We start from the raw sequence: 23,542 nt of genomic DNA, 5'->3' as shown, positions 1-23,542 counted from the left end.
CAGCAGGTGACGGGTGTTCACATTGCCTTATGGACGCCTGGTTCCGATTTCGTTGGTGGGCGCGATGCCATCGCCAGTGCGGAAATTTGCGTGGTGCCGAGACCAAATGAAAACGCGACGAATTGCCGGGGCAAGTCAGATGAGGCAATCGTTTGAACGACGGCGCGGCAAAGAAAAAAGCGGCCCCTTCCAGAGGCCGCCCTTGTTCAGTCTGGCCGCGATCTTACTCCGCTGCCATCGCATCCTCGATCTTTTCGACACGAATGGCCGAGAACTTGAACTCGGGGATCTTGCCGTAGGGGTCGATAGCCGAGTTCGTCAGGATGTTCGCCGCCGCTTCGACATAGGCAAACGGGATGAACACCATGTCTTCGGCAATGGCCCGGTCGGCGCGCACCATGATTTCAATCGAACCGCGACGCGTGGTCAGGCGGATCATTTCGCCCGGTTCAATCCCCATCAGCTTCAGCGTGCGCGGGTTCATCGAGCAGTTGGCTTCTGGCTCGACCGCGTCAAGAACCTTTGCCCGGCGGGTCATTGAACCGGTATGCCAATGTTCCAGCTGACGGCCGGTGGTGGCAATCATCGGGTATTCGTCATCGGGCGCCTCATCGGGCGGGATGACGCTGGCCGGTGTGAACCTTGCTTTGCCGCCCGCGCGGGGGAAACCATCACCGAACACGATTGACTGGCCGGGATCGGTTTCGCTGAGCGAAGGATAGGTGATCGTCTCGGTTTCCAGCCGTTCCCAGGTGATATTGTCCAGCGACTCCATGGTCAGTTTCATCTCGGCAAAGACCTCAGACACATCGGAATAATCCCAGTTCAGACCGATCCGTTGTGCCAGTTCGACTGTGATCTTCCAATCCTCGCGTGCCTCACCCGGAGGTGCCACGGCCGGACGGACACGCTGAACCTGACGGTTGGTGTTCGACACCGTGCCGTTCTTTTCATACAGCGCCGAGGCCGGCAGGATGATGTCCGCATAGTTCGCGGTTTCGGTCAGGAAGATGTCCTGCACGATCATCAGGTCCAGCTTGGCCAGCGCCTCACGTGCGTGGCCAACATCCGGATCGGACATGGCCGGGTTTTCACCCTGAATGTACATGCCCTTGATGTTGCCCGCATAGGCTTGGTCGATGATCTCGGTGACGGTCAGGCCCTTCTCGTTCGAGAAGTCGTCCGAGTTCCAGACACTGGTGAACTGCGCGCGAATGCTGTCATCGGTGACAGTTTTGTAGTCCGGCAGGAACATCGGGATCAGACCTGCGTCCGACGCGCCCTGCACGTTGTTCTGCCCCCGCAGCGGGTGCAGACCCGCGCCCGGCTTGCCCACATTGCCCGTCATCAGGGCAAGGCTGATCAGGCAGCGCGAATTGTCGGTGCCGTGGATATGCTGGCTGACGCCCATGCCCCAGAAGATCAGACCGGCCTTGGCCTGCGCAAAGGTGCGCGCAACGCGGCGCAGCTGATCCGGTTCGATGCCGCAGATCGGTGCCATCGCCTCGGGCGTGAACTGGCGCAGGTGCTCTTTCTCGGCCTCCCAGTTCTCGGTCCAGCGGTGGATGTACTGGCTGTCATAAAGCTCTTCTTCGACGATCACGTTCATGATCGCGTTCAGCATCGAGACATCGGCACCGGGCCGGAACTGCAGCATTTCGTCCGCGAATTTGCGCATGCCGACGCCGCGCGGGTCCATCACGATCAGCTTGCCGCCGCGCTTGGCGAACTGCTTGAAATAGGTGGCCGCGACAGGGTGGTTTTCAATCGGGTTCGACCCGATGATGATGGCCACATCGGCATTCTCGATCTCGTTGAAGGTCGCCGTCACCGCGCCCGAGCCCACGTTCTCAATCAGAGCGGCAACGGACGACGCATGGCACAGACGGGTGCAGTGGTCGACATTGTTGTGCTTGAAACCCTGGCGGATGAACTTCTGGAACAGATAGGCTTCCTCGTTGGTGCATTTGGCCGATCCAAAGCCCGCAACGCTGCGCGGGTCTTGGTCGCGCAGGGCCATCAGTCTGGTGGCCGCCAGATCCATCGCCTCTTCCCAGGTCGCTTCGCGGAAATGGGTCGACAGGTTGCCGGGATCAACGTTCAGACCTTTTGCCGGTGCATCCTCGCGCCGGATCAGTGGCTTGGTCAGACGATGCGGGTGGTGGATATAGTCGAACCCGAACCGGCCCTTGACGCACAGACGGCCTTCGTTTGCCGGGCCGTTGATACCCTCGACATACTTGACCTTGCCGTCCTTGACCTTCAGCGAAACCTTGCAGCCCACCCCGCAGAACGGGCAGACGCTTTCGGTCTCAGAGTCGTAATCTTTGCTGTCGCCCTGCTGTTGGTCGTCCAGCACGGTTGCAGGCATCAGGGCGCCGGTCGGGCAGGCCTGAACACATTCACCACAAGCGACACAGGTTGAATCGCCCATCGGGTCGTTCTGGTCGAACACCACCTGAGCGGTATGCCCGCGACCAGCCATGCCGATCACGTCATTCACCTGCACGTCGCGACAGGCGCGGACACAGAGGTTGCAGTTGATGCAGGCATCCAAATTGACCCGCATCGCCACATGGCTGTCATCCAGCAACGGGATCTTCTCGGCCTCTTTCGCCGGGAAACGGCTGTCGCTGACGTCGTTCAGCTTGGCCATGTCCCAGAAATGGCTCGAGGCATCATGCGGCTGCTCGGGCTGGTCGGCCACCAGCAGTTCCATCACCAGCGCGCGCGATTTCTCGGCGCGGTCGGTGTCGGTTTTCACCACCATCCCGTCAGCCGCCGGACGGATGCACGAGGCGACCAGCGTACGCTCGCCTTCCACCTCGACCATGCAGGCGCGGCAGTTGCCATCGGGTTTGTAGCCCGGCGCCGGTTTGTGACACAGATGCGGGATCACCAGTCCACGGCCATTGGCCGCTTCCCAGATGGTGGTGCCTTCGGGCACGGTGACGTCATCGCCGTTCAGGTTGAAGGTGACGGTCTTGTTTGGGCTTGCATCAAGCATGGCTCTGTCTCCCTCAGATTTCTTCAGCGAAGTGTTTCATGACCAGACGGATCGGGTTCGGGGCCGCCTGCCCCAGACCGCAGATCGAGGCGTCGCTCATCACCTGGCACAGATCTTCCAGCAGATCGGCGTCCCACTTCTCGGCCTGCATCAGCTTCACCGCCTTTTCGCATCCCGCCCGGCAGGGCGTGCATTGGCCACAGCTTTCGTCCTCGAAGAACCGCAGCATGTTCAGCGCCGCATCGCGGGCCGTGTCCTGATCGGACAGAACCACAACCGCAGCAGACCCGATGAAGGTGCCCAGCGGCTGTAGTGTGTCAAAATCGAGCGGGACGTCGTCAATGCTGGAGGGGAGAAGACCTGACGACGGCCCGCCCGGTTGATACGCCTTGAACACATGACCTTCGGCCATGCCCCCGGCGGCATCAATCACGTCAAGAATGGTCGACCCTGCCGGCAGCAGGTAGACGCCGGGTTTCGCTACCCGGCCCGAGACCGAATAGCTGCGCAGCCCCTTACGGCCATTCTTTTCAACTGAATTGAGGATCTCCGGACCTTCCCGGCAGATTTTGGACACCCAGTAGAGCGTTTCCACGTTGTGCACCAGCGTCGGGCGGCCGAATACGCCGACCTGCGCCACGAAGGGCGGGCGATGACGCGGCAGGCCCTTTTTGCCCTCGATCGATTCGATCATTGCGGATTCTTCGCCGCAGATGTAAGCGCCCGCGCCGCGACGTAGGTCAATATAGCCCGGCTCGACGATTCCGGCATCTTCCAGCGCGGCAATCTCGCGCCGCAGAATTTCCAGAACGGCTGGATATTCGTCACGCATGTAGATGAAGCAGGTCTCTGCCTGAACCGCCCAGGCAGCGATCAGCATACCTTCGAGGAAAACATGCGGCGTGCGTTCCAGATAGTAGCGATCCTTGAAGGTGCCGGGTTCGCCCTCGTCCCCGTTCACGGCCAGATAGCGCGGGCCGTCATTCATGCGGACAAAGCCCCATTTCTTGCCCGACGGAAAACCGGCGCCGCCCAAACCGCGCAGGCCCGAGGCCAGAACCTGTTCCTGAACCGCTTCCCAGTCACCGCCCTCGCGCAGCTCTTTCAGCTTGGTATAGCCGCCATTGGCCTCGTAGGGCGCGAAGGTTTCGTAATCGGGTAGATGAGCATGGGTGTCATCGGCAGCAATAGCGGCCTGCACCTTTTCAGGGGTCGCGTGGTCGATATGGTTGTGACCAATCTCGAGCACCGGTGCCGTGTCGCAGCGCCCCATGCAGGGCGCGCGCAGAACGCGCACTTCGGACGGGTCCAGCCCATCCTCCAACGCTTTTTTCAACTGCTGCGCACCAGCCATTTCGCAGGACAGGGAATCACAGACACGAATGGTCAGCGCGGGGGGCTGTGTTTCACCTTCTTTCACCACGTCGAAATGGGCATAGAAGGTCGCGGTCTCGTAAATCTCGGCCTGCCCGATCCGCATCTCGACGGCCAGCGCGGCAATATGGTCGGCGCTGATATGGCCGTGCGTGTCCTGAATCAGATGCAAATACTCGATCAACAGGTCGCGGCGGCGTGGGCGGTCGCCCAGCAGGCGCGCAATTTCGGCCTGTGCTTCATCCGTAAACTGTCGGCCTTTGGGCGTGTGCCGCCCCTTGCCTTTACCTGACTTCCAGACGCCCTTGGGTGCGCCTGATGGCTTGGTGTCTAATGGTGCCATGATGCCCTCCGATTCAGGCCCCGTGTCTCATCAGGCTAGCATATCGTCAAATCGCTTTTTGCAATCGCACGATAACGACATCTTATCACCGTAAAGACGTCACCACAGCGCGCAGTGCCTGCACCGTTGGCAGTTCAGGATCTCGGCTCAGGGTGGCCAGACAGATCGGTTTGCTGACAATCGGATCGACCAGCGGCAGCACCTTTGTCCCCTGCAACTCGCCCAATGCCCGAATAAGGACACGTGGCACAACCGTGGCAGCCAGCCCCTCGCGTGCCATCACCATCGACGCGGTAAATCCGCTGGTTTCGGCAACCACGTCCGGGTGCAGCCCCTGTTCGGCAAAGATACGATCCAGAATACGCCGGTTTTGCATCTGCGGCTCGAGCAGGCTCAGCGGAAATTCAGCCACGCGCGCCCAAGGCATGGGGCCGTTTTCGTCCGTCATGTGTGACGGAACCAGCAGAACATAGGTTTCCTCGTACAAAGGTTGCACCTGTCGCAGATCGGTCCCGATGCTGTCGCCATATGTTATCCCGGCGTCCAGGCTTCCTTCGTCCAGCCGGTGTTGAATGGCGGTGGCAGACATGGTTTCGATGCGCGTAACGATGCGCGGATGCGCTTTCCGAAAGCGTTTGGTGAGGCGCCCGGTAAAGGCGATGGCCGTCGGAATCACGCCAAGGATCAGCGTACCGGTGATCTCGCCCTTGGTGGCCAGCACCTGCTGTTCCAGTGCTTTGGTGTCATCGAGAATGCGACGCGCCCGCTGAACGATCATCTCGCCCTCTTCGGTCAGGCCCTGAAATCGGTTGGCGCGGCGGACGATGGACACGCCCAGTCGATCCTCGAGGTTGCGGATGCGCATGGAAAAGGCGGGTTGCGAAATCCCGCACTCTTCGGCGGCCTTGGCGAAATGGCGGTGCCGCGCCAACGCGCTGAGCAGTTGCAGGTCGCGGATTTCGATCATTTTGGGGCATTCCTGTTGGCAGGTCGTTCGTCAGAGTATCGGATATTCGACGGCAGAGAAAAGAGCGCTTAAATTGCGCGGGCTGCGACTTGTGATTCCCGAACTCAAGGCATTTACCATGCAGGAACAGTGAATCGTATGACGTCTTCAACCAAGCGAAACAAAGCTGACAAAACCCGGAAATTACCTTAGCTTCCAGAGGCGGAGGTTTCAGGATGACGGAACGAATAACAGGTGGGTGCAAATGTGGCCTGGTACGCTATGCAGGCACCCGACTTGATGTACCAATGTTTCGCTGTCACTGTCGCGACTGCCAGCACCTCACAGGTTCCGGGCATTCAGAGATGATGCCTTTGGTCCGTGACTCTTTTGAAATAAGTAGTGCTTGCAAAACGTACGAAATGCTGGGCGGGTCGGGCAACCCAACGTTCAGCGGCTTCTGCCCGAACTGTGGAGCGCAACTTACAAGGCGCAGCAGTCTTATGGATGATCGTATCTATGTTCACGCATCATCGCTAGATGATCCGCGAAAATACAACCCGGAAAAATCAATCTATCAAGAGTCTGCGCAATCTTGGGATGCAACCTCAGTCGTCGGACAGACTTAAAATCACAGGACAGTTCATTTCCCGATTTGAGTTGGCGGGCCTCGATACGCCAATACGATTGCGGATTGTGGCGCAATTTCAGGTGTTGAACAGGAAATGCATCACGTCGCCATCCTTGACGACATAGCTTTTCCCCTCGGCCCGCATCTTGCCTGCCTCTTTCGCCCCCTGCTCGCCGTTGCAGGCGACAAAGTCTTCATAGGCGATGGTCTCGGCGCGGATGAATCCCTTTTCGAAATCACCATGAATGACACCAGCCGCCTGCGGTGCAGCGGTGCCGGTGCGGATAGTCCAGGCGCGAGCTTCTTTCGGGCCGACCGTAAAATAGGTTTCCAGTTTCAGCAGGTCGTAACCGGCACGGATCAGACGGTCGAGACCGGGCTCTTCCAGACCCATTTCCTCAAGGAACATCTGTGCCTCGTCCGCTTCAAGCAAGCTGATCTCTTCTTCGATCTTGGCGCTGATAATGACGTGAGAGTTGCCCTGGGCGGCAGCCATCTCGGCAACTTTCGCCGAGTATTCGTTGCCTTCAGCGGCTTCTTCCTCGGACACGTTGCAAACATAAAGAACCGGCTTGGTGGTCAGCAGTTGCAACATCTTCCAGGCCTTGGCGTCCTCGTCCGAAACCTCGACCAACCGTGCAGGTTTGCCGCCTTCCAGCATCTTTTGCGCTTCGGCAAGCAGGCGGTCCTGCTGTTGGGCCTCTTTGTCATTGCCTTTCAGCTTGCGCACCAGATTGGCGCGGCGCTTTTCGATGCTTTCCAGATCGGCGAGCATCAGCTCAGTCTCGATGGTGTCAGCATCGGCCACGGGGTCGATGCGGCCTTCTACATGGGTCACGTCGCCATCTTCGAAACAGCGCAAGACATGGGCGATGGCATCGACCTCGCGAATATTTGCCAGAAACTGGTTCCCGAGCCCCTCGCCTTTCGAGGCCCCCTTCACCAGTCCGGCGATATCCACGAATGTCATGCGCGTCGGGATGATCTGTTTTGACGATGCGATTGCGGCCAACTTGTCGAGCCGCTCATCCGGCACGGCCACATCGCCGACATTGGGCTCAATCGTGCAGAACGGGAAATTCGCGGCTTGCGCGGCAGCGGTTTTGGTCAACGCATTGAACAGGGTCGACTTGCCCACGTTCGGCAGACCCACGATTCCCATCTTAAAGCCCATAACGGCCTCCTGCATAGAATACGAACGCAGCTTCTATGCAGGTCCGCATCAATGCGCAAGTGATTGCCGGGCCACTTTGTTTGAGTCCCTTCGGCCACATCACGAAATTGTTCTCAAATCGTGTTCTTGTCGGCCCTGAAAACCGAAGGGTAGGATGAACAATTAACATAGCGCGATCAAATTAAATGGCAGAATATAATGGAAAAACTACTTCTTGCAGCCGTACTGACGGTCTCTACATTTGCTACAGCCCATGCTCAGACGGTTGTTCTTGGTGCCGGGTATTCAGATTTTTCCGAGGCGACGTCCGAAGATCAGGCACTGATCGCTCTCGAGTACCATCACACTCCTTTTCACCAGGCAACTCGGTTCAGTGCTGGCTGGGGTGCTGCGTTTTCTGTGAACGAAGACGGGGATACGCATATCGGTGTTGGGCTGGTCGGGCTGTATTCTCTGGGTGAGCGCTGGTTCGTCGAAGGCAGTGTCATGCCGGGATACTTCAATGCCAGCAACGACCAGAACGACCTGGGCGGAGACTTTCAGATCCGCAGCCTTTTGGGTCTTGGATATAACCTGAACAACGGCAACAGAATGTCAGTTGCGATCACGCACAAGTCGAACGCCAGCACCAACGATGAGAACCCTGGTGTAAACGCGGTTCTGCTGCGGTACCATCTGGGCTTCTGAGCTATTCCTGCGTTGGCGGGATTGATTTTCGGTCAAAGTTTCTGCACACGGGTCCAAACCCGATTGCAAGGACATCCGATGACCCGTATCGACGCTAAGTTTGCCGCCCTGAAAGCCGAAGGAAAGAAGGCTTTTGTTGCCTATGTGATGGCAGGGGACCCGGACTATGACACCTCGCTCGACGTGGTCAAAGGCCTGCCCGGCGCGGGTGTGGACATCATCGAACTTGGTTTGCCCTTCACTGATCCGATGGCGGATGGCCCCACAATTCAGGCAGCGGGTCAACGCGCGTTGGACGGCGGGATGACGTTGCAGCGCACATTGGATCTGGCGCGCGCGTTCAGGGAAACAGATGACACAACGCCAATTGTCCTGATGGGGTACTACAACCCGATTTACAGCCGGGGTGTAGAGGCTTTTCTGGCCGATGCCAAAGATGCCGGTATTGACGGGCTGATCGTTGTCGATCTGCCGCCCGAGGAAGACGAAGAGCTTTGCCTGCCTGCGCAGGCGGCCGGCCTGAACTTCATTCGTCTTGCAACACCTACCACGGATGACCAGCGCCTGCCGCGCGTTTTGCAAAACACCTCGGGCTTCGTGTATTACGTCTCAATCACTGGCATCACCGGCGCGGCCGAGGCGCAGGCAACGGATGTGGCCCCCGAGGTTGCCCGCATCAAGGCCGCAACCGAGCTGCCGGTGATCGTGGGATTTGGCATCAATACGCCCGAGAAATCCCGCAATATCGCGTCCGTGGCAGATGGTGCCGTAGTCGGATCGGCGATCGTCAGCCAGATCGGTGCAGGCAAACCGGTCAATGAAGTGCTGGATTTTGTAAAGTCCCTGTCGGATGGCGCTCATAGCGCCTGATCCCGCAGATAACACAGACTGAAAAGCCTGCCGCAGACTGTTCTGGGGCAGGCTTTTTTGACTGCCCGACGCCGGGCCAGATCATTGCAGGCGTTGACATGCATTGGTAAGGAAAACGAACCAGTAAGTTCGGAGGTCTGAGTCATGCCTGTGATAACCAATATCGAAAACCTCAGGCGCATTTACGAGCGTCGCGTGCCGCGGATGTTCTACGATTACGCTGAAAGCGGCAGCTGGACGGAACAGACTTTCCGCGAGAACAGTTCCGATTTTGAAAAGATCCGCCTGCGTCAGCGGGTTGCCGTTGATATGTCCGGGCGTTCGACGGCCTCGGAAATGATCGGCCAGAAGGTGTCAATGCCGGTCGCGTTGGCCCCGGTCGGGTTGACGGGGATGCAGCATGCGGACGGAGAGATGAAGGCCGCCAAAGCCGCCGAGGATTTTGGTGTGCCCTTTACCCTTTCCACAATGTCGATCAACTCGATCGAAGACGTGGCCGAGCACACCGACAAGCCGTTCTGGTTTCAGCTCTACACGATGAAGGACGATGACTATGTCAGCCGTCTGATCCAGCGGGCCAAGGACGCCAAGTGTTCGGCGCTGGTGATTACGTTGGATCTGCAGATTCTGGGCCAACGGCACAAAGACCTGAAGAACGGCCTGTCCGCACCACCCAAGCTGACCGCAAAGACCATAGCGAACCTGATGACCAAATGGGCATGGGGCATTGAAATGCTGGGTGCCAAACGGCGCGAGTTCGGCAATATAGTGGGACATGTGCAAGGTATCTCGGACGCGTCTTCACTGGGGGCCTGGACCGCTGAACAGTTCGACCCCACCCTCGACTGGAGCAAAGTCGAAAAACTGATGGAAAAGTGGGGCGGAAAAGTGATCCTGAAAGGGATACTCGACGCGGAAGATGCCAAAATGGCTGCCAAGCTGGGAGCGGATGCCATAGTCGTGTCGAACCATGGTGGGCGTCAGCTGGATGGTGCGCTCAGCTCGATTCGGGTATTGCCCGAGATCATGGACGCTGTCGGCAACGATGTCGAAGTGCATCTGGACAGTGGTATCCGCTCGGGTCAGGACGTGCTTAAGGCATTGGCACTGGGGGCCAGGGGGACGTATATCGGCCGCGCATTTGTTTATGGGCTGGGCGCCATGGGCCAGAAAGGCGTCACCACCGCGCTGGAAGTGATTCAGAAGGAACTTGATACAACAATGGCGCTGTGCGGTGAAAAAACCGTTAGCGCGCTGGGGGCGCACAATCTTCTGGTACCAGAAGATTTTGGTGGTCGCTGGCAAGCCTGAGACCGCGGCAGATTTGGGGCTCTGCCCCCGCCGCCCGTTCCGGGCGTCTCCCCCGGGATATTTGTGGCCAGATGAAGCAGCGGACCCTTCACTCATTTGACGAAGAACACTCCGAAGCGCGCGGTTGGGCCATAGAGAACGACAAGCTGTGATTTCCCCCTTTCCAAACCGGATGAATCGAGATAAGGACGCGGCTTCACGCGGGTATACAGCCTTGGAGGATACCCGCCCTAACATTGGAGAATTATCATGGCTGGAGAGATTCCTGATCTCGTAGCTCTGGAACGGACGGGGACAGGCAAGGGCGCCGCTCGCAAAACGCGCCGCGAAGGCATGGTTCCGGGCGTAGTGTTTGGCGGCGACAAAGATCCGCTGCCGATTCAGATTCCGTTCAACGAACTGTTCAAGCGCCTGAAGGCCGGTCGCTTCAAGTCGACCCTGTGGAACCTGAAAGTCGAAGGCCATGAAGACGTTCGCGTCATCTGCCGCGACGTTCAGCGTGATGTCGTCAAAGACCTGCCGACCCACCTGGACCTGATGCGCCTGCGCCGGACCACCAAGATCGCACTGTACATTCCGGTTGAGTTCATCAACGAAGATGAAGCCCCCGGCATCAAGAAGGGCGGCGTGCTGACCGTTGTCCGCCCGGAAGTCGAGCTGTTGTGCACCGCAGGTGACATTCCTGAGAAGATCACCGTTGATGTGGCCGGAATGAACATCAACGACGTCGTCACCATTTCGTCGGTTGAACTGCCCGAAGGCACCAAGCCGACCATCGACCGCGACTTCGTGATCGCAAACGTCTCGGCACCGACCGGTCTGTCGACAAGTGACGACGAAGAAGGTGAAGAAGCAGAAGTTGCAGTCGATGAAGTCGAAGTCGTCGGCAAAGAAGAAGAATAAATTCGGATCAAACGTCTGATTTTTGAAACGGGGTTCTGACGAGCCCCGTTTTTTTGTGGTCATGACGCGCGGCGCCGGCTGGATTTCCATGGCAATTCCGGGCATCACATAGCCTCGAGGCTACAGAGGCGGAGCATGGTCATGAAACTCTTTGTCGGATTGGGAAACCCGGGGCAGAAATACGCCCGAAACCGGCACAACATCGGGTTCATGGCTGTGGAACGGATTGCGGAAGATCATGGGTTTGGCCCATGGAAGTCCAAGTTTCAGGGCGAAATCTCGGAAGGGCGGTTAGGGTCTGAAAAAATCCTTTTGCTGAAACCACAGACCTTCATGAACCGGTCCGGTCAATCCGTGGGTGAAGCGATGCGTTTCTACAAACTCGAGTCCACAGATGTTGTCGTGTTCCATGACGAGCTGGACCTCGCCCCGGGCAAAGTGCGGGTAAAGGCGGGCGGCGGACACGCTGGGCATAATGGTCTGCGTTCGATCCACGACCATATAGGCGCAGCCTATGACCGTGTCCGGCTTGGGATCGGACATCCGGGCCGCAAGGAGATGGTCTCGGCTTATGTTCTGAGCGACTTTGCGAAATCCGAGAGTGACTGGCTGGACGACGTTCTGCGGGGTGTTTCGGACGGCGCGCCCCATCTGGCCCAGAATGATGGTGGAAAATTCATGAACGCGGTGGCCCTGCGTACTGCTCCGCCCCGGTCGTCCAAGACGACGGCTCCGAAAGCTGAAACCGCATCTAAGGCACCTCCGAAGCCACCAGCCGACGAACGGTCGGCCATGCAGAAACTGTTGGACAAGTTCAAATAGCGCCCCGCCCTCTTTCCGTTACGTCGGCGTTGCGAAAGCGGGATGTCCACGTTCCAATACACGCAAACAAGGGAGGCTATGCGATGCGGTCCATACTGAAGTGGGTTCTGCGCATTGTGCTGGCGCTGGCTTTGGCCGCCGCTGCCGTTGGGCTTTGGAAACGCGAAGAGTTACAGCGCCTGATGGCGGTGAACTCTCTGTTTTCCGAGGACAAGATCGTTCACAACTTTTCGCATATGGATGAAGCCTTTCTGACCGTGGATCTGCCGCGTGGAAACGCCCCAACATGGGAACTGCCTTACGGCGAAGGTTTCGATCTTCCGGAAGGCACCGACACTTGGATCAATGAACGCTCGGTCACTTCTTTGCTTATTATGCACAACGGCAAGATCCGGTTCGAGGAATACTATCTGGGCACCGGTCCCGATGATCGCCGGATTTCGTGGTCAGTGGCAAAAAGTTATCTGTCGGCGCTTTTCGGCATTCTCCTGCAAGAGGGCGCAATCGATTCATTGGATGATCCCGTCGTCAAATACGCCCCCAAACTTGCAGGCAGCGCATATGACAGGGCGACAATTCGGAACGTTCTGAACATGGCCAGCGGCGTCACGTTTGACGAAGATTATCTGGACCCGAAATCTGACATCAACAGGATGGGCCGTGTGATTGCCCTGGGCGGTGAACTGGACGATTTCGCGGCCTCATTGCAGGACAGTTTCGCGCCCCCCGGTGAAACCTGGCAATATGTTTCCATAGACACGCATGTATTGGGCATGGTGATACGCGGGGCGACCGGTCGCAGTGTCGCGGATCTTTTGACGGAAAAAATCCTTCAGCCCCTGGGCCTTGAGCGGGACGGGTATTATGTCACTGACGGCGCTGGTGTCGCCTTCGTTTTGGGCGGATTGAACTTCACGACACGTGACTTTGCACGGTTCGGGCAAATGATCCTGCAAGATGGGGCATTGAACGGCCGGCAAGTGGTGCCCTCCGACTGGATATTCGAGGCAACTCAACCCAGCGCCCCGACCGCTCAGGGGAAGATTGGATATGGGTACCAGTGGTGGATCCCGCGCGGCGCCCATGAGGGAGAGTTTCTGGCCCGGGGCGTGTATGGGCAATACATCTATTTCAACCAACCTCGCGGCGTTCTGATTGTGTCTACCGGCGCTGATCGGAAATTTCGCGACACTGGCGTAAACGACCAGAATATCGAAATGTTCCGCAAGATCGCAGAAAGCCTGTAAGGTGTGTTCATGCAGAAGCAAGACAGTATCAATGTACTCGGCGGCGTTCTGGCGCCCTGCTCACGCGATCCTCTGACCGGGTTCTTCCGCGACGGTGCGTGCAATACCTGCCCCGAGGATCAGGGAAGCCATACGGTTTGTGCCGTGATGACGGCCGAGTTTCTGGCATTCTCGAAATACGTCGGCAATGATCTGAGCACGGCTCGGCCCGAGTTCGATTTCCCGGGCCTCAAGCCCGGTGACAGCTGGTGTCTGTGTGCCGGCCGGTTCCTACAAGCCCATGACGAAGGATGCGCCCCAAAGGTTCACCTGGAGGCGACCCATCAACGCGCGCTCGAGATTGTGCCGCTTGATATCTTGCTTCAGAACAAGGCGAATGCCTAGACAGCCATTGCGCCTGGGGCGAGACCTGATCCGCGATCCAGTTTCGCCCCAAGGTCAGAACGCCATTTGCCAGATCAGGCTGATGCTGTAGTTTTCAAAACCGCTTTCACCAATGCCATCGTAGAACACGTTTGCTGCAAGCAAGCTGTTGTTTTCCAACCGATAGTCCAGGCCCAGATCCGCACGGGCTCGGGCGGTGTCGCCAATCGGAGTCACGCCCGGGGCGGTGCCAGTACCCGAAGTCGTGCTCCAAATCCCCGAAAGCCCGCCCGTCAGCATCATCTCTCCTCGTGACACTTGAAGCGGGTGGCTGAAATCCACACCCAGCCGTGCCGTCGTCAAACTGAAATCCTGCTGTGGAATCAGATTACCCAGGCTGTCGGTATAAGCTTTCTGATCGTCACTGGCATAACTTACGTCCAGCAAGGGCATCAATGTCAGGGCGCCACGCTTTATCTCACCTGTTACGCGCGACTGGACGAGCCAACGGTCACTGTCGAAACTGTCTTCGTAGGTGCCAAACGGAGAGATGTTGTTGTCGGCCTGGCCATAAAGTACCCGCCCTTCAAGAAACACCGAATGATTGGGCAATTTTGCCACCACATAAGGGCCAACCAGCCAGCCCGTACCGTCCACGCTGGCCGGGCCGTTTTCCGTTTCGGCATAGTCGAACTGAAGCATGGCGCCGATCAACAGGTTCGAATTGATCTGGCGATGAGCCCCGACAACAGCCAGTGCATAGGAGTTGTCATAATCATCCTGAGAACTCCAGTTGCCGGTCACACTGAACCAGACGGGGCGCGCCGGATCACTGGCGAAATTCAGATACCCCGAGCCCTGCGTGACCGAAGCGTCCAGTACACCCGACCCCGAACCTTGCAGAAACTGGGTCAGTTTCGGCTGGTTCGACACAAGGCTGTTGGCCCGGGCGTTCTGGAACGCCTGAATCTGACGTTGAGCATTTGTCACGGCCTGAAGCGTGCTGACCCTGTTTGACTCAAGGTTCAGATTCCCAGCCGCGTCCGAGAACACCCCTGCCGGAATGAAAAGCTCGATGGTACCGTTGTTCTGGGGCGTCAAAGTGGCGACATAGCTGGTGCCGGACCCGGTCAGAGTGGTCGTTGCATTGGTGACGGACAGGTCGCCCACGGTGAAATCGGTGCTTGGTTCGCTCAGCGTAATGGTTGCTTGAAACGTTCCGCTGCCGGTCGGCGTCAGGGCCCCAATCGTTGCAGTTGGCTGTGTCGTATCCACCAGAACGCGCGTGTTGACGATTTGGGTGTTCGTTACACCGGACAACGCGATCTCATAGCGATAAAGCGGCCCTCCGACGGTTTCGCGCGCAGTGAACGTAATCCCCATATACCCGTCTGCCGCATATGTGGAATCCGCGCCATCCTGACTGAGAATGGTTGCGCCGATATAGCCCAGGGAAGCAAGGCCGGCAGGCGTGATCGCACTCAGGTTCAGAATGCCGTTGTTGAAATAGAAACTACCGCCGGGAACCTGCCCCGACCCACCCAGCGAAACAAAGGCCGATCCGGTAAGTGGGATATTGTTGAAAAAGATGCTTCCCCCGTTCGGCGTCGGAACTGAGGTTATGAAGAAGCCGCCACCAAGGGCCGCACCCTCTTTCGCGCTTCCGATCATGAGTGCTGAAATCAGAAAACAGAGGCACAACAGCCTCGAAATAACGGACCTGACCATTTTACCTCCTACAACACCGCGAGGGCGCTAAACACCAGGGCGCCCGGGCAAAGACACTATGCCCCGAGCCACGTCATCCATTGTCCCATCCATTGCAGAGACGTCCCCTGAACCGGCCGCAACTACGCCAGTTACCCAATAGTTAATTCAAATTGGAGACACTGTATAGAATTGGAAGCAACTCAACTTTGGCGTGCGGGCCACATGACTGTGCACAAACCAAAAGACAAAGGCAAAAAATGTCGGAAAGCACTTCGAACCCCGGTGTTTTCAAGGAGTCTTCTCGGCAAGACGTCACAACAAGCCGTGACTTTGCAAGTCACGTGCTCAAAATATGCCGGTTACAGATTCTCGACCTTGACGGGATATTCGAAACAATCCTAGGCAGAGATCGCAACTGGCAGTTGTCGGGAAACAAATGCAGGCACAATGATCGAGGTTTCCCAGCAGCCGGCGATTCCTCGGGCCTCTGTGTTGTCCTTACATGCGCCTTGGCGGCGGCCCTTTTTTGCAGGGCAACCTGATTTGGGCGGACATGTCACATGTTTGACTATCCCGCCTGTCCTGCCCTGGAACGTCAGGACGTTTCGCCTTGAAAATGCTGCTTTCAGGACCGCTTGAGCCAAGGACGCCATAACAGAGCAACCGGGACATGCCGCCCCGGTTCACACTCAACCCGCCGTACGGCCTTCGGTGTCTGACATATCGAAGTTCAGATATTTGGCCACGGTCTGAACGTCCTTGTCTCCACGGCCGCACATGTTCATGCAGATCAGGTGATCCTTGGGCAATTCCGGTGCGATCTTCATCACATGGGCCAATGCGTGGCTTGGTTCCAGCGCCGGGATGATCCCCTCGGTTGCGCAGCACAGCTGGAACGCCTCGAGCGCTTCCTTGTCAGTGATCGAGACGTAATTCGCGCGTCCAATTTCGTGCAACCAGGAATGCTCGGGCCCGATGCCCGGATAGTCCAGCCCGGCCGAGATTGAATAGCCTTCAAGAATCTGGCCATCGTCATCCTGCAACAGATAGGTCCGGTTGCCGTGCAGCACGCCCGGCCGTCCGCCGGTCAGCGAAGCGCAATGCTCCATTTTCTCGTTCACACCTTTTCCGCCCGCCTCGACGCCTATGATGTTGACGTCCTTGTCGTCGAGGAAAGGATAGAACAGACCCATCGCGTTCGAACCGCCGCCGATTGCCGCGATGATCGTGTCGGGCAAACGGCCTTCGGCCTTCAACATCTGCTCTTTCGCTTCCTTGCCGATGATCGACTGGAAATCGCGGACCATTGCCGGATAGGGGTGCGGCCCAGCCACGGTGCCGATGCAGTAGAACGTGTCGCGCACATTAGTCACCCAGTCGCGCAGCGCGTCATTCATCGCATCCTTGAGCGTCCCACGACCCGAGGTCACAGGGATCACCTCGGCCCCCAGAAGACGCATGCGGAATACGTTCGGGGCCTGACGCTGCACGTCGTGCGCCCCCATATAGACAATGCATTTCAAGCCAAACTTGGCACATACGGTGGCGGTGGCCACGCCGTGTTGCCCTGCCCCGGTTTCAGCAATGATCCGGGTCTTGCCCATACGCCGCGCCAGAATTATCTGCCCCAGCACGTTGTTGATCTTGTGCGCGCCGGTGTGGTTCAGCTCGTCACGCTTCAGATAGATCTTGGCACCCCCCAGATGCTCGGTCAGGCGTTCCGCAAAATACAGCGGCGAAGGACGACCCACATAGTTTGCCCACAGGTCATCCATTTCGGCCCAGAACGTCGGATCATCTTTGGCCTTGTTGTATTCCTCTTCCAGTGACAGGATCAGCGGCATCAGAGTTTCACTGACAAAACGCCCGCCGAAGATGCCGAAACGTCCCTGTTCGTCAGGGCCGGACATGAAGGAATTGAAAAGATCGTTGGCCATGGGTGTCTCCCTCGTCGTATCTGTTGTTCATAGGTGGTGGCAGCGGGATTTGCCATGGGCAAAACGCATCATTCCACAACCTGCGTGTTTTGACGCCAGACCTGAACCGCCTGCGCCGAGCTGGGCACACCAATGCACGGAAAATGATGAAACCTGTTCACATCCGCCAAACGATCGGCCGCCAACAAGGCACGCCTGTGTGGGCCGGATTGGGAAAATGTCAGCATTGCTTCGATGTCTTGCCAGACACTGAATGAAAAATAGATGCCATCCTGCCTGAACAAGTCAGCGTGCAGGCACAATGGGTCGCCTTGCGCCTGCCGACAGGCCTGTCCCGCGCGCCAGAAAAACTCCGGCGCATGGTACCAGTGTTTCAAGGAAACGCCCCCGATTGCTGCGAGCATGCTCAACCCCTCTGTTTCGAGGGATACGCAGCAAGATCTTTATCAGATCACCTGAGAGCCGATGCAAAGTCGCGGATCAGGGCAGCATCTTTCACACCCGGCGCGCTTTCGACACCGGATGACACATCCACCTGCCGGGCACCTGTCATCCGGACTGCTTCGGCAACGTTCTGGGGTGTCAGGCCACCGGCCAGCATCCAAGGCCGGCGCCAGTATTTCCGTCCGGCCAACAGCCGCCAGTCAAAAGCCAACCCGTTGCCGCCCGGCAATTCGGCCTCTCTGGGCGGTTTCGCATCGATCAGCAGTTGATCGGCCACCTCCGAGTAAAGATCGACGGCCGCCAGATCCTCGGCCTCGGCCACTCCTATGGCTTTCATCACCGGCAAACCAAATCGCTCGCGAATTTCGGAAACCCGTTCGGGCGATTCCTTGCCATGCAGTTGAAGCATATCAAGCGGTACAGTCGAAACGATTCCGTCCAATTCTTCGTCAGTGGCATTCACCACCAAAGCCACCTTGGCAACGCCAACTGGGACCAGATGCGCCAGTTCTGCGGCCCGCGAAATATCCAGATTGCGTGGCGATTTCGGAAAGAAAACAAACCCAACATAGCCCGCCCCGGCTTCGGCCGCAGCGCGCACGTGATCCGGTGCGGTCAGACCGCAGATTTTGAACCGAACATCAGACATGACGATCAGGCTCAGCTCGCCTCATCCAGAATGGCAAGTACATCGTCCTTGCCTTGGTTTTGCTTTTTCTTGAGCTTCTTGACTTCGCGCTCAAGCTTGCGCACTTCGGTTTTCTTCACGGTCGCGTCGCGGCGGTGCTTGTGTTCCCGCAGCCATTCCCACAGGAAACCAATAACCAATCCTGCCGCAACACCTCCCAAAACCACCAGAAACAGCGGCAGTGACGCGCTGAGGTTAAAACCCAGAAGCTCGGCCAGAGCATCCGGCATCAGTTTCAGTTCTACGGACTGAACATTGGCAAGAGACACGGAAATCAGGATGATCCCGAGAGCCGCCAGAAAAGCATATCGAAGGTAACGCATCATGGTGTCAGGCTTTACCGTTCAATCGATCCCTGAGCAACTTGCCAGTTTTGAAAAACGGTACACATTTTTCTTCGACCTGCACCGTTTCGCCCGTGCGCGGGTTGCGCCCAACACGTGCGTCGCGTTTTTTCACGGAAAAGGCACCAAAGCCCCGCAGTTCGACACGGTCACCGCGCGCCATGGCGTCTGTGACTTCTTCGAATACGGTGTTCACGATCCGCTCGACATCACGCTGATAGAGATGCGGGTTTTCGTCAGCGATTTTCTGAATCAATTCTGAACGGATCATGCGTGATACCCTCCCAGGCAGCCGGTGTGACAGGTCTACTGTTTTGACAGTATAGGAAAAAACCCGGAAGGGGGGAACGGATACTCTGAGTTTTGAGGCTTTATTTTGCCACATTCTCGCGCGAAATTTTATCTGTCAGGCCAATTTCCACACTTAATGCGCGATCAATCCCCTAATTAACCCTGCGGTTCGGAACATATTGATTCGCAACAAAAACGGCCCCGCACTGTCGTGCGGGGCCGAAATTCATGCTTGGGATACTGCCTTGGCTTAGTCGCCGGATTTCAACGCTGCACCCAGGATATCGCCCAGCGATGCGCCCGAATCGGAGGAACCGTACTGTTCCACGGCCTCTTTTTCTTCGGCGATCTCGCGCGCCTTGATCGACAGGCCCAGACGACGGGTCTTGCTGTCGACGTTGGTGACGCGGACGTCGACCTTGTCACCGACCGAGAAACGCTCGGGGCGCTGTTCGGCACGGTCACGCGACAGATCTGAACGACGGATGAAGGACTTCATGCCTTCGTATTCGACCTCGATGCCGCCATCTTCGATCGCGGTGACTTCGACGGTGATGACCGAGCCACGCTTCACGCCGCCCACGGCTTCGGCGAACTTGTCACCGCCCAGGGCTTTGATCGACAGCGAGATACGCTCTTTTTCCACGTCAACTTCCGAGACAACCGCCTGAACGACATCGCCCTTGCGGTAGTTCTGGATCGCATCCTCGCCACGCTCGTCCCAGGACAGGTCGGACAGGTGAACCATGCCGTCGATGTCGCCTTCGAGGCCAATGAACAGACCGAATTCGGTGATGTTCTTGACTTCGCCTTCGACCTCGGTGCCCTCGGGGTGTGTTTCTGCGAACACTTCCCATGGGTTGCGCTGAGTTTGCTTCAGGCCCAGAGACACGCGACGCTTGGCGCCGTCGATTTCCAGAACCATGACGTCGACTTCCTGGCTGGTCGAAACGATCTTGCCGGGGTGGACGTTTTTCTTGGTCCAGGACATCTCGGATACGTGCACCAGACCTTCGACACCGGCTTCCAGCTCGACGAACGCGCCGTAGTCGGTGATGTTGGTGACGCGACCCTGATGGACCGAGCCCAGCGGGTACTTGGCAGCAACCAGATCCCACGGATCTTCCTGCAGCTGCTTCATGCCCAGGCTGATGCGGTGGGTCTCTTTGTTGATCTTGATGACCTGAACCTTGATGGTTTCGCCGATCGTCAGGATCTCGGACGGGTGGTTCACACGGCGCCATGCCATGTCGGTGACGTGCAGCAGGCCGTCAACGCCGCCCAGGTCAACGAATGCACCGTATTCGGTGATGTTCTTAACAACACCCTCGACGGTCTGACCTTCGGACAGGTTGCCGATAACCTCGGCACGCTGTTCGGCACGCGATTCTTCCAGGATTGCGCGACGCGAAACAACGATGTTGCCACGGCGGCGGTCCATTTTCAGAATCTGGAACGGCTGCTTCAGACCCATCAGCGGGCCAGCGTCGCGCACGGGGCGCACGTCAACCTGCGAGCCGGGCAGGAACGCAACTGCGCCACCCAGATCGACGGTGAAACCACCTTTGACCCGACCAAAGATTGCACCTTCGACGCGCTGGTCGTCGGCATATGCTTTTTCCAGCCGGTCCCATGCCTCTTCACGGCGGGCCATCTCGCGCGAGATGACAGCTTCGCCACGGGCGTTTTCTGCGGCACGCAGGTAAACTTCGACCTCGTCACCTACAGCGATTTCAGGGGCTTCGCCGGGATTTGCGAATTCTTTCAGATCAACGCGGCCTTCCATTTTGTAGCCGACGTCGATGATGGCCTGGCCGGCTTCGATCGCCAGAACCTTGCCTTTGACAACAGAACCCTCTTCGGGTGTGTCCATTTCGAAGCTTTCATTCAGGAGGGCTTCGAATTCCTCCATGGATGCGTTAGCCATGTGGCGTTGTTTTCCTTTACAATACGTTTTTGCTGGCCGAGCGGTTGTCTCCGCCGGTCTTGATTCATGGTGCCATCGGACGTGACCCGGTGCGCCCCTGAGCAAACAAACACAAAGGGCCGAGGTAACCCGGCCCTGCTCAGAAACGTCATCCGGACGTTGACCGCCCTTGTATCGACAGCGCGCGTATAGGCGGATTCCCCGGTATGTGCAAGGGCAAAGCCCATATTTTCAAGGTTTGGCGGCTCTGTACCCAGGCGCGTTGCCGGTTTTGAAGGTCCAAACCCCGGCATCGCGCCGCAGCATGGCCTGTTCAATTGCGTCCAGTCGCATCAACGCTGCGGATGGGTTGCGCGCGCCTCCGGCCCGGGTCCAGATTTTTTGCGCAGAAACGGGGCTCCACAGCAAACTTGCCGAGGCCAACCACTGGCGCAGCCCTGACGGCAGAGAATCGTAAACCTGCATAGGCGCCGCCTGTCGTCTCCGACGTTTGAGGGTGCTCCGCAAGTTCCGACCCTTTGTTTGCCCTTGTTTCTTCTGTTGTCGCAATGCGGTCGCCTTTCACTATATATGTGATTACATTACATGTTGATAAAACAGTTGGAAGTAAAAAAGACGGGGAGTTTGCACCCCGCCTTTCCTGCAAACATTCCCTGCGCGACGGGCAGGAAGCTGTCAGAACAGTTGCAAATCCTTTTTACCGCTTTGGATTTCAGCAAAGTTCGGCATGTTCTCGATGACCACAGGGGCTGGCGCCGTGCCCGGCATCGCCACTGTCGGCTTCATTGCCGCCGCCATTCCAAAGGCAGGTTGATCAAGTTCCCCCCGGATATCGCGCAACAGTGTTTTGTGATCCGGCATGGATTTAACGATCTTCGCCAGATCCATTTTCGCGTTCTTCATACCCTGGAACCAAATCGGTTTCTTCAACGGTCGAAGACGATCACGGATGCCTGAACCATAGCCCGTATCATAAACCTGTTTGCCCAAAAGAACGGTTTGATAAACGCGGCTGTCAAACAAAGTGGCGAACTCGATATCGTGATCCATCGGCAGGCGATACTGCCACAGTTCAAGATTTTCGGCCAACCGATCCGGTATCTTCATCTCGGTGCGCGCATCGATCCAGTATTGGTCATCGGTACGGTTGCCCAACCGATAGTGTAAACAGATGAATTCCAGTACCTCGTTATAAAGCTTGTCCATCTGCCGATTGTATCTGTCCCTCAGCGAAGGCTCGATGTCTCGCGTGGGCAAATGCTCGGCGAACCAGCGTATCGCATGATCAATCATGTGGATCGCCGTGCTTTCCAGCGGTTCAATGAACCCGCCGGACAGGCCTATGGCCACGCAATTCTTGACCCAGGCATTGCGCACGCGACCGACGCGCATCGGGATCACGCGCGGTGTCAAACCTTTGCCGCTGTCACCCAGCCACTCAAGGTACTCGTCCGCCGCCTGGTCATCCGTTCGGTGTGCCGACGAATAGACATATCCTGTGCCCACACGGTTAAAAAGCGGCACGCGCCACGTCCAACCTGCGCCCAAGGCAGTGGATCTGGTGGCGCTTTCGATCTTGTCAGGATCTGGATGCTCGATCTGCAACGCCATGGCCCGATCATTGGGCAGGTAGTCAGAGTAATCCAAAAATGGCTCACCGAGTGCCTTGTTGATGATCAGCCCACGAAACCCGGTGCAATCCACGACCATCTCAATATCATGGCGGCCTTTTGCCTCGAGCATAAGATGACTGACATTGCCCTGTTCATCCAGCTCGACCGTTTGCACCTCATCCCGGATGTGTTCCACTCCGCGCTTCGTGCAGACCCTGGTCAGCATGCCTGCAAACTTTACGGCATCCAGATGATAGGCATAACCAAACCGTTGTTCGAATTCCGGCTGCCCCAACTGACGCGCGCCCTTGCACAAACGGGCCAGATCATCATGCGGCGAGATGGACTGCGTGAAATCCCTGTCGCCATTGCCGAAGCGCAGGAAATACTCTGCAGCCTCCAGTCCCTCAAGCATCTGGCCGTGCGCAAAGGGGTTCATGTAGTCGATGCGATTGCCCTTGGCGTCATTGTTCCAATTGCAGAACTTCACACCCAGCTTGAACGATGCGTTTGTCTCGCGGAAGAAACTCCGCTCTGAAATGCCCGCCTGACGCAGCGTGACAGGCATCCGCGGAACCGTGGCTTCACCCACCCCCACGGTCGAGATGTTCGGGCTTTCGATCAGACAGATTTGCGGTCGATCCTTGGGCGCTGACGTGCGGGAAAACACCATATCCAGGATCAGCGCGGTCATCCATCCAGCCGTACCGCCACCCACGATAGTGATTTTGTTCAAACGATTGTTCATGTAGTTTTGTCCCTGTTGGCTCGGGAATTTTTTGCTGCGCCCCTGCTTTTTGCGGGTTGTGTCGCAGCTTTCCCTTTTCGCTGGGAAGAAACTATAACAGCTTTCCTCAATCCATCTAGGGCCTATGAAGGCCCGGCCGCGCAACGTCGGCCAACCAGCAGG

At 57.5% G+C, this 23,542-nt stretch carries 21 protein-coding genes; 8 read left to right on the top strand and 13 right to left on the bottom strand.

Annotated elements, in window-relative coordinates; all coding sequences use genetic code 11:
• Positions 1-223: 223 nt before the first annotated feature.
• The 3 genes from fdhF to ACR3E6_RS09365 all read right to left on the bottom strand — a co-directional run bounded on the left by fdhF (position 224) and on the right by ACR3E6_RS09365 (position 5,691).
• Positions 224-3,007 carry a formate dehydrogenase subunit alpha gene (fdhF, locus tag ACR3E6_RS09375; RefSeq protein WP_480486853.1) on the bottom strand — a complete coding sequence of 928 codons (2,784 nt, stop codon included), beginning with the start codon at positions 3,005-3,007 and terminating at the stop codon, positions 224-226.
• A 13-nt stretch (positions 3,008-3,020) separates the two neighbouring features.
• Positions 3,021-4,724 carry an NAD(P)H-dependent oxidoreductase subunit E gene (locus ACR3E6_RS09370; protein WP_480486851.1) on the bottom strand — a complete coding sequence of 568 codons (1,704 nt, stop codon included), beginning with the start codon at positions 4,722-4,724 and terminating at the stop codon, positions 3,021-3,023.
• 85 nt (positions 4,725-4,809) lie between these two features.
• On the bottom strand, positions 4,810-5,691 hold the full coding sequence (locus ACR3E6_RS09365) for a LysR family transcriptional regulator (protein ID WP_480486849.1): 882 nt from the start codon (positions 5,689-5,691) through the stop codon (positions 4,810-4,812).
• A 215-nt stretch (positions 5,692-5,906) separates the two neighbouring features.
• On the opposite strand from ACR3E6_RS09365, the gene ACR3E6_RS09360 reads away from it, so the two are divergent.
• Positions 5,907-6,299 (top strand): GFA family protein, encoded by a 393-nt coding sequence (locus tag ACR3E6_RS09360; RefSeq protein WP_171636778.1) that lies wholly within the window; start codon positions 5,907-5,909, stop codon positions 6,297-6,299.
• Positions 6,300-6,377: 78 nt separating this feature from the next.
• Here ACR3E6_RS09360 and ychF read toward each other — a convergent pair whose 3' ends face one another.
• On the bottom strand, positions 6,378-7,475 hold the full coding sequence (ychF, locus tag ACR3E6_RS09355; protein WP_171636776.1) for a redox-regulated ATPase YchF: 1,098 nt from the start codon (positions 7,473-7,475) through the stop codon (positions 6,378-6,380).
• 198 nt (positions 7,476-7,673) lie between these two features.
• Between ychF and ACR3E6_RS09350 the strand changes: the two genes are divergently transcribed.
• The 7 genes from ACR3E6_RS09350 to ACR3E6_RS09320 all read left to right on the top strand — a co-directional run bounded on the left by ACR3E6_RS09350 (position 7,674) and on the right by ACR3E6_RS09320 (position 13,699).
• Positions 7,674-8,162: an acyloxyacyl hydrolase gene (locus tag ACR3E6_RS09350; protein ID WP_171636774.1), complete on the top strand. Its 489-nt coding sequence runs from the start codon at positions 7,674-7,676 to the stop codon at positions 8,160-8,162.
• Between the two features lie 78 nt (positions 8,163-8,240).
• A complete protein-coding gene (gene trpA, locus ACR3E6_RS09345; protein ID WP_171636772.1) occupies positions 8,241-9,032 on the top strand; it encodes a tryptophan synthase subunit alpha in 792 nt (263 codons plus the stop codon).
• Positions 9,033-9,176: 144 nt separating this feature from the next.
• A complete protein-coding gene (locus ACR3E6_RS09340; protein ID WP_171724464.1) occupies positions 9,177-10,343 on the top strand; it encodes an alpha-hydroxy acid oxidase in 1,167 nt (388 codons plus the stop codon).
• Positions 10,344-10,592: 249 nt separating this feature from the next.
• On the top strand, positions 10,593-11,246 hold the full coding sequence (locus ACR3E6_RS09335) for a 50S ribosomal protein L25/general stress protein Ctc (protein WP_171636768.1): 654 nt from the start codon (positions 10,593-10,595) through the stop codon (positions 11,244-11,246).
• A gap of 141 nt (positions 11,247-11,387) precedes the next feature.
• Entirely contained in the window at positions 11,388-12,068 is a 681-nt protein-coding gene (pth, locus tag ACR3E6_RS09330) for an aminoacyl-tRNA hydrolase (protein ID WP_480486846.1), read from the top strand.
• A gap of 83 nt (positions 12,069-12,151) precedes the next feature.
• A complete protein-coding gene (locus ACR3E6_RS09325; RefSeq protein WP_480486845.1) occupies positions 12,152-13,315 on the top strand; it encodes a serine hydrolase domain-containing protein in 1,164 nt (387 codons plus the stop codon).
• Between the two features lie 9 nt (positions 13,316-13,324).
• A complete protein-coding gene (locus tag ACR3E6_RS09320; protein WP_171117420.1) occupies positions 13,325-13,699 on the top strand; it encodes a DUF2237 family protein in 375 nt (124 codons plus the stop codon).
• Between the two features lie 54 nt (positions 13,700-13,753).
• Here the strand turns inward: ACR3E6_RS09320 and ACR3E6_RS09315 are convergent, their stop codons facing one another.
• The 9 genes from ACR3E6_RS09315 to ACR3E6_RS09275 form a co-directional block, all read right to left on the bottom strand.
• Positions 13,754-15,349: an Ig-like domain-containing protein gene (locus tag ACR3E6_RS09315; protein ID WP_480486844.1), complete on the bottom strand. Its 1,596-nt coding sequence runs from the start codon at positions 15,347-15,349 to the stop codon at positions 13,754-13,756.
• Positions 15,350-16,077: 728 nt separating this feature from the next.
• Positions 16,078-17,325, bottom strand: coding sequence for a tryptophan synthase subunit beta (gene trpB, locus ACR3E6_RS09310; protein WP_480486842.1), 1,248 nt, complete (start codon positions 17,323-17,325; stop codon positions 16,078-16,080).
• A 68-nt stretch (positions 17,326-17,393) separates the two neighbouring features.
• Positions 17,394-17,729, bottom strand: coding sequence for a hypothetical protein (locus ACR3E6_RS09305; protein WP_171636762.1), 336 nt, complete (start codon positions 17,727-17,729; stop codon positions 17,394-17,396).
• A gap of 47 nt (positions 17,730-17,776) precedes the next feature.
• The gene (locus ACR3E6_RS09300) at positions 17,777-18,418 is read right to left on the bottom strand and encodes a phosphoribosylanthranilate isomerase (protein WP_480486840.1); all 642 of its coding nucleotides are present in this window, start codon (positions 18,416-18,418) and stop codon (positions 17,777-17,779) included.
• Positions 18,419-18,429: 11 nt separating this feature from the next.
• The gene (locus ACR3E6_RS09295) at positions 18,430-18,780 is read right to left on the bottom strand and encodes a lipopolysaccharide assembly protein LapA domain-containing protein (protein WP_171724471.1); all 351 of its coding nucleotides are present in this window, start codon (positions 18,778-18,780) and stop codon (positions 18,430-18,432) included.
• 7 nt (positions 18,781-18,787) lie between these two features.
• Positions 18,788-19,072: an integration host factor subunit beta gene (gene ihfB, locus ACR3E6_RS09290; RefSeq protein ID WP_050603110.1), complete on the bottom strand. Its 285-nt coding sequence runs from the start codon at positions 19,070-19,072 to the stop codon at positions 18,788-18,790.
• A gap of 270 nt (positions 19,073-19,342) precedes the next feature.
• Positions 19,343-21,019, bottom strand: a complete 1,677-nt coding sequence (rpsA, locus tag ACR3E6_RS09285; RefSeq protein ID WP_068337749.1) for a 30S ribosomal protein S1 — start codon at positions 21,017-21,019, stop codon at positions 19,343-19,345.
• 231 nt (positions 21,020-21,250) lie between these two features.
• The gene (locus ACR3E6_RS09280; protein ID WP_480486837.1) at positions 21,251-21,526 is read right to left on the bottom strand and encodes a DUF6525 family protein; all 276 of its coding nucleotides are present in this window, start codon (positions 21,524-21,526) and stop codon (positions 21,251-21,253) included.
• A 168-nt stretch (positions 21,527-21,694) separates the two neighbouring features.
• Entirely contained in the window at positions 21,695-23,380 is a 1,686-nt protein-coding gene (locus ACR3E6_RS09275; protein WP_171636759.1) for a tryptophan halogenase family protein, read from the bottom strand.
• Positions 23,381-23,542: the final 162 nt, after the last annotated feature.

Source organism: Ruegeria sp. AL3 (assembly GCF_056536065.1).
This window is presented reverse-complemented; position numbering and strand designations above follow the sequence as displayed.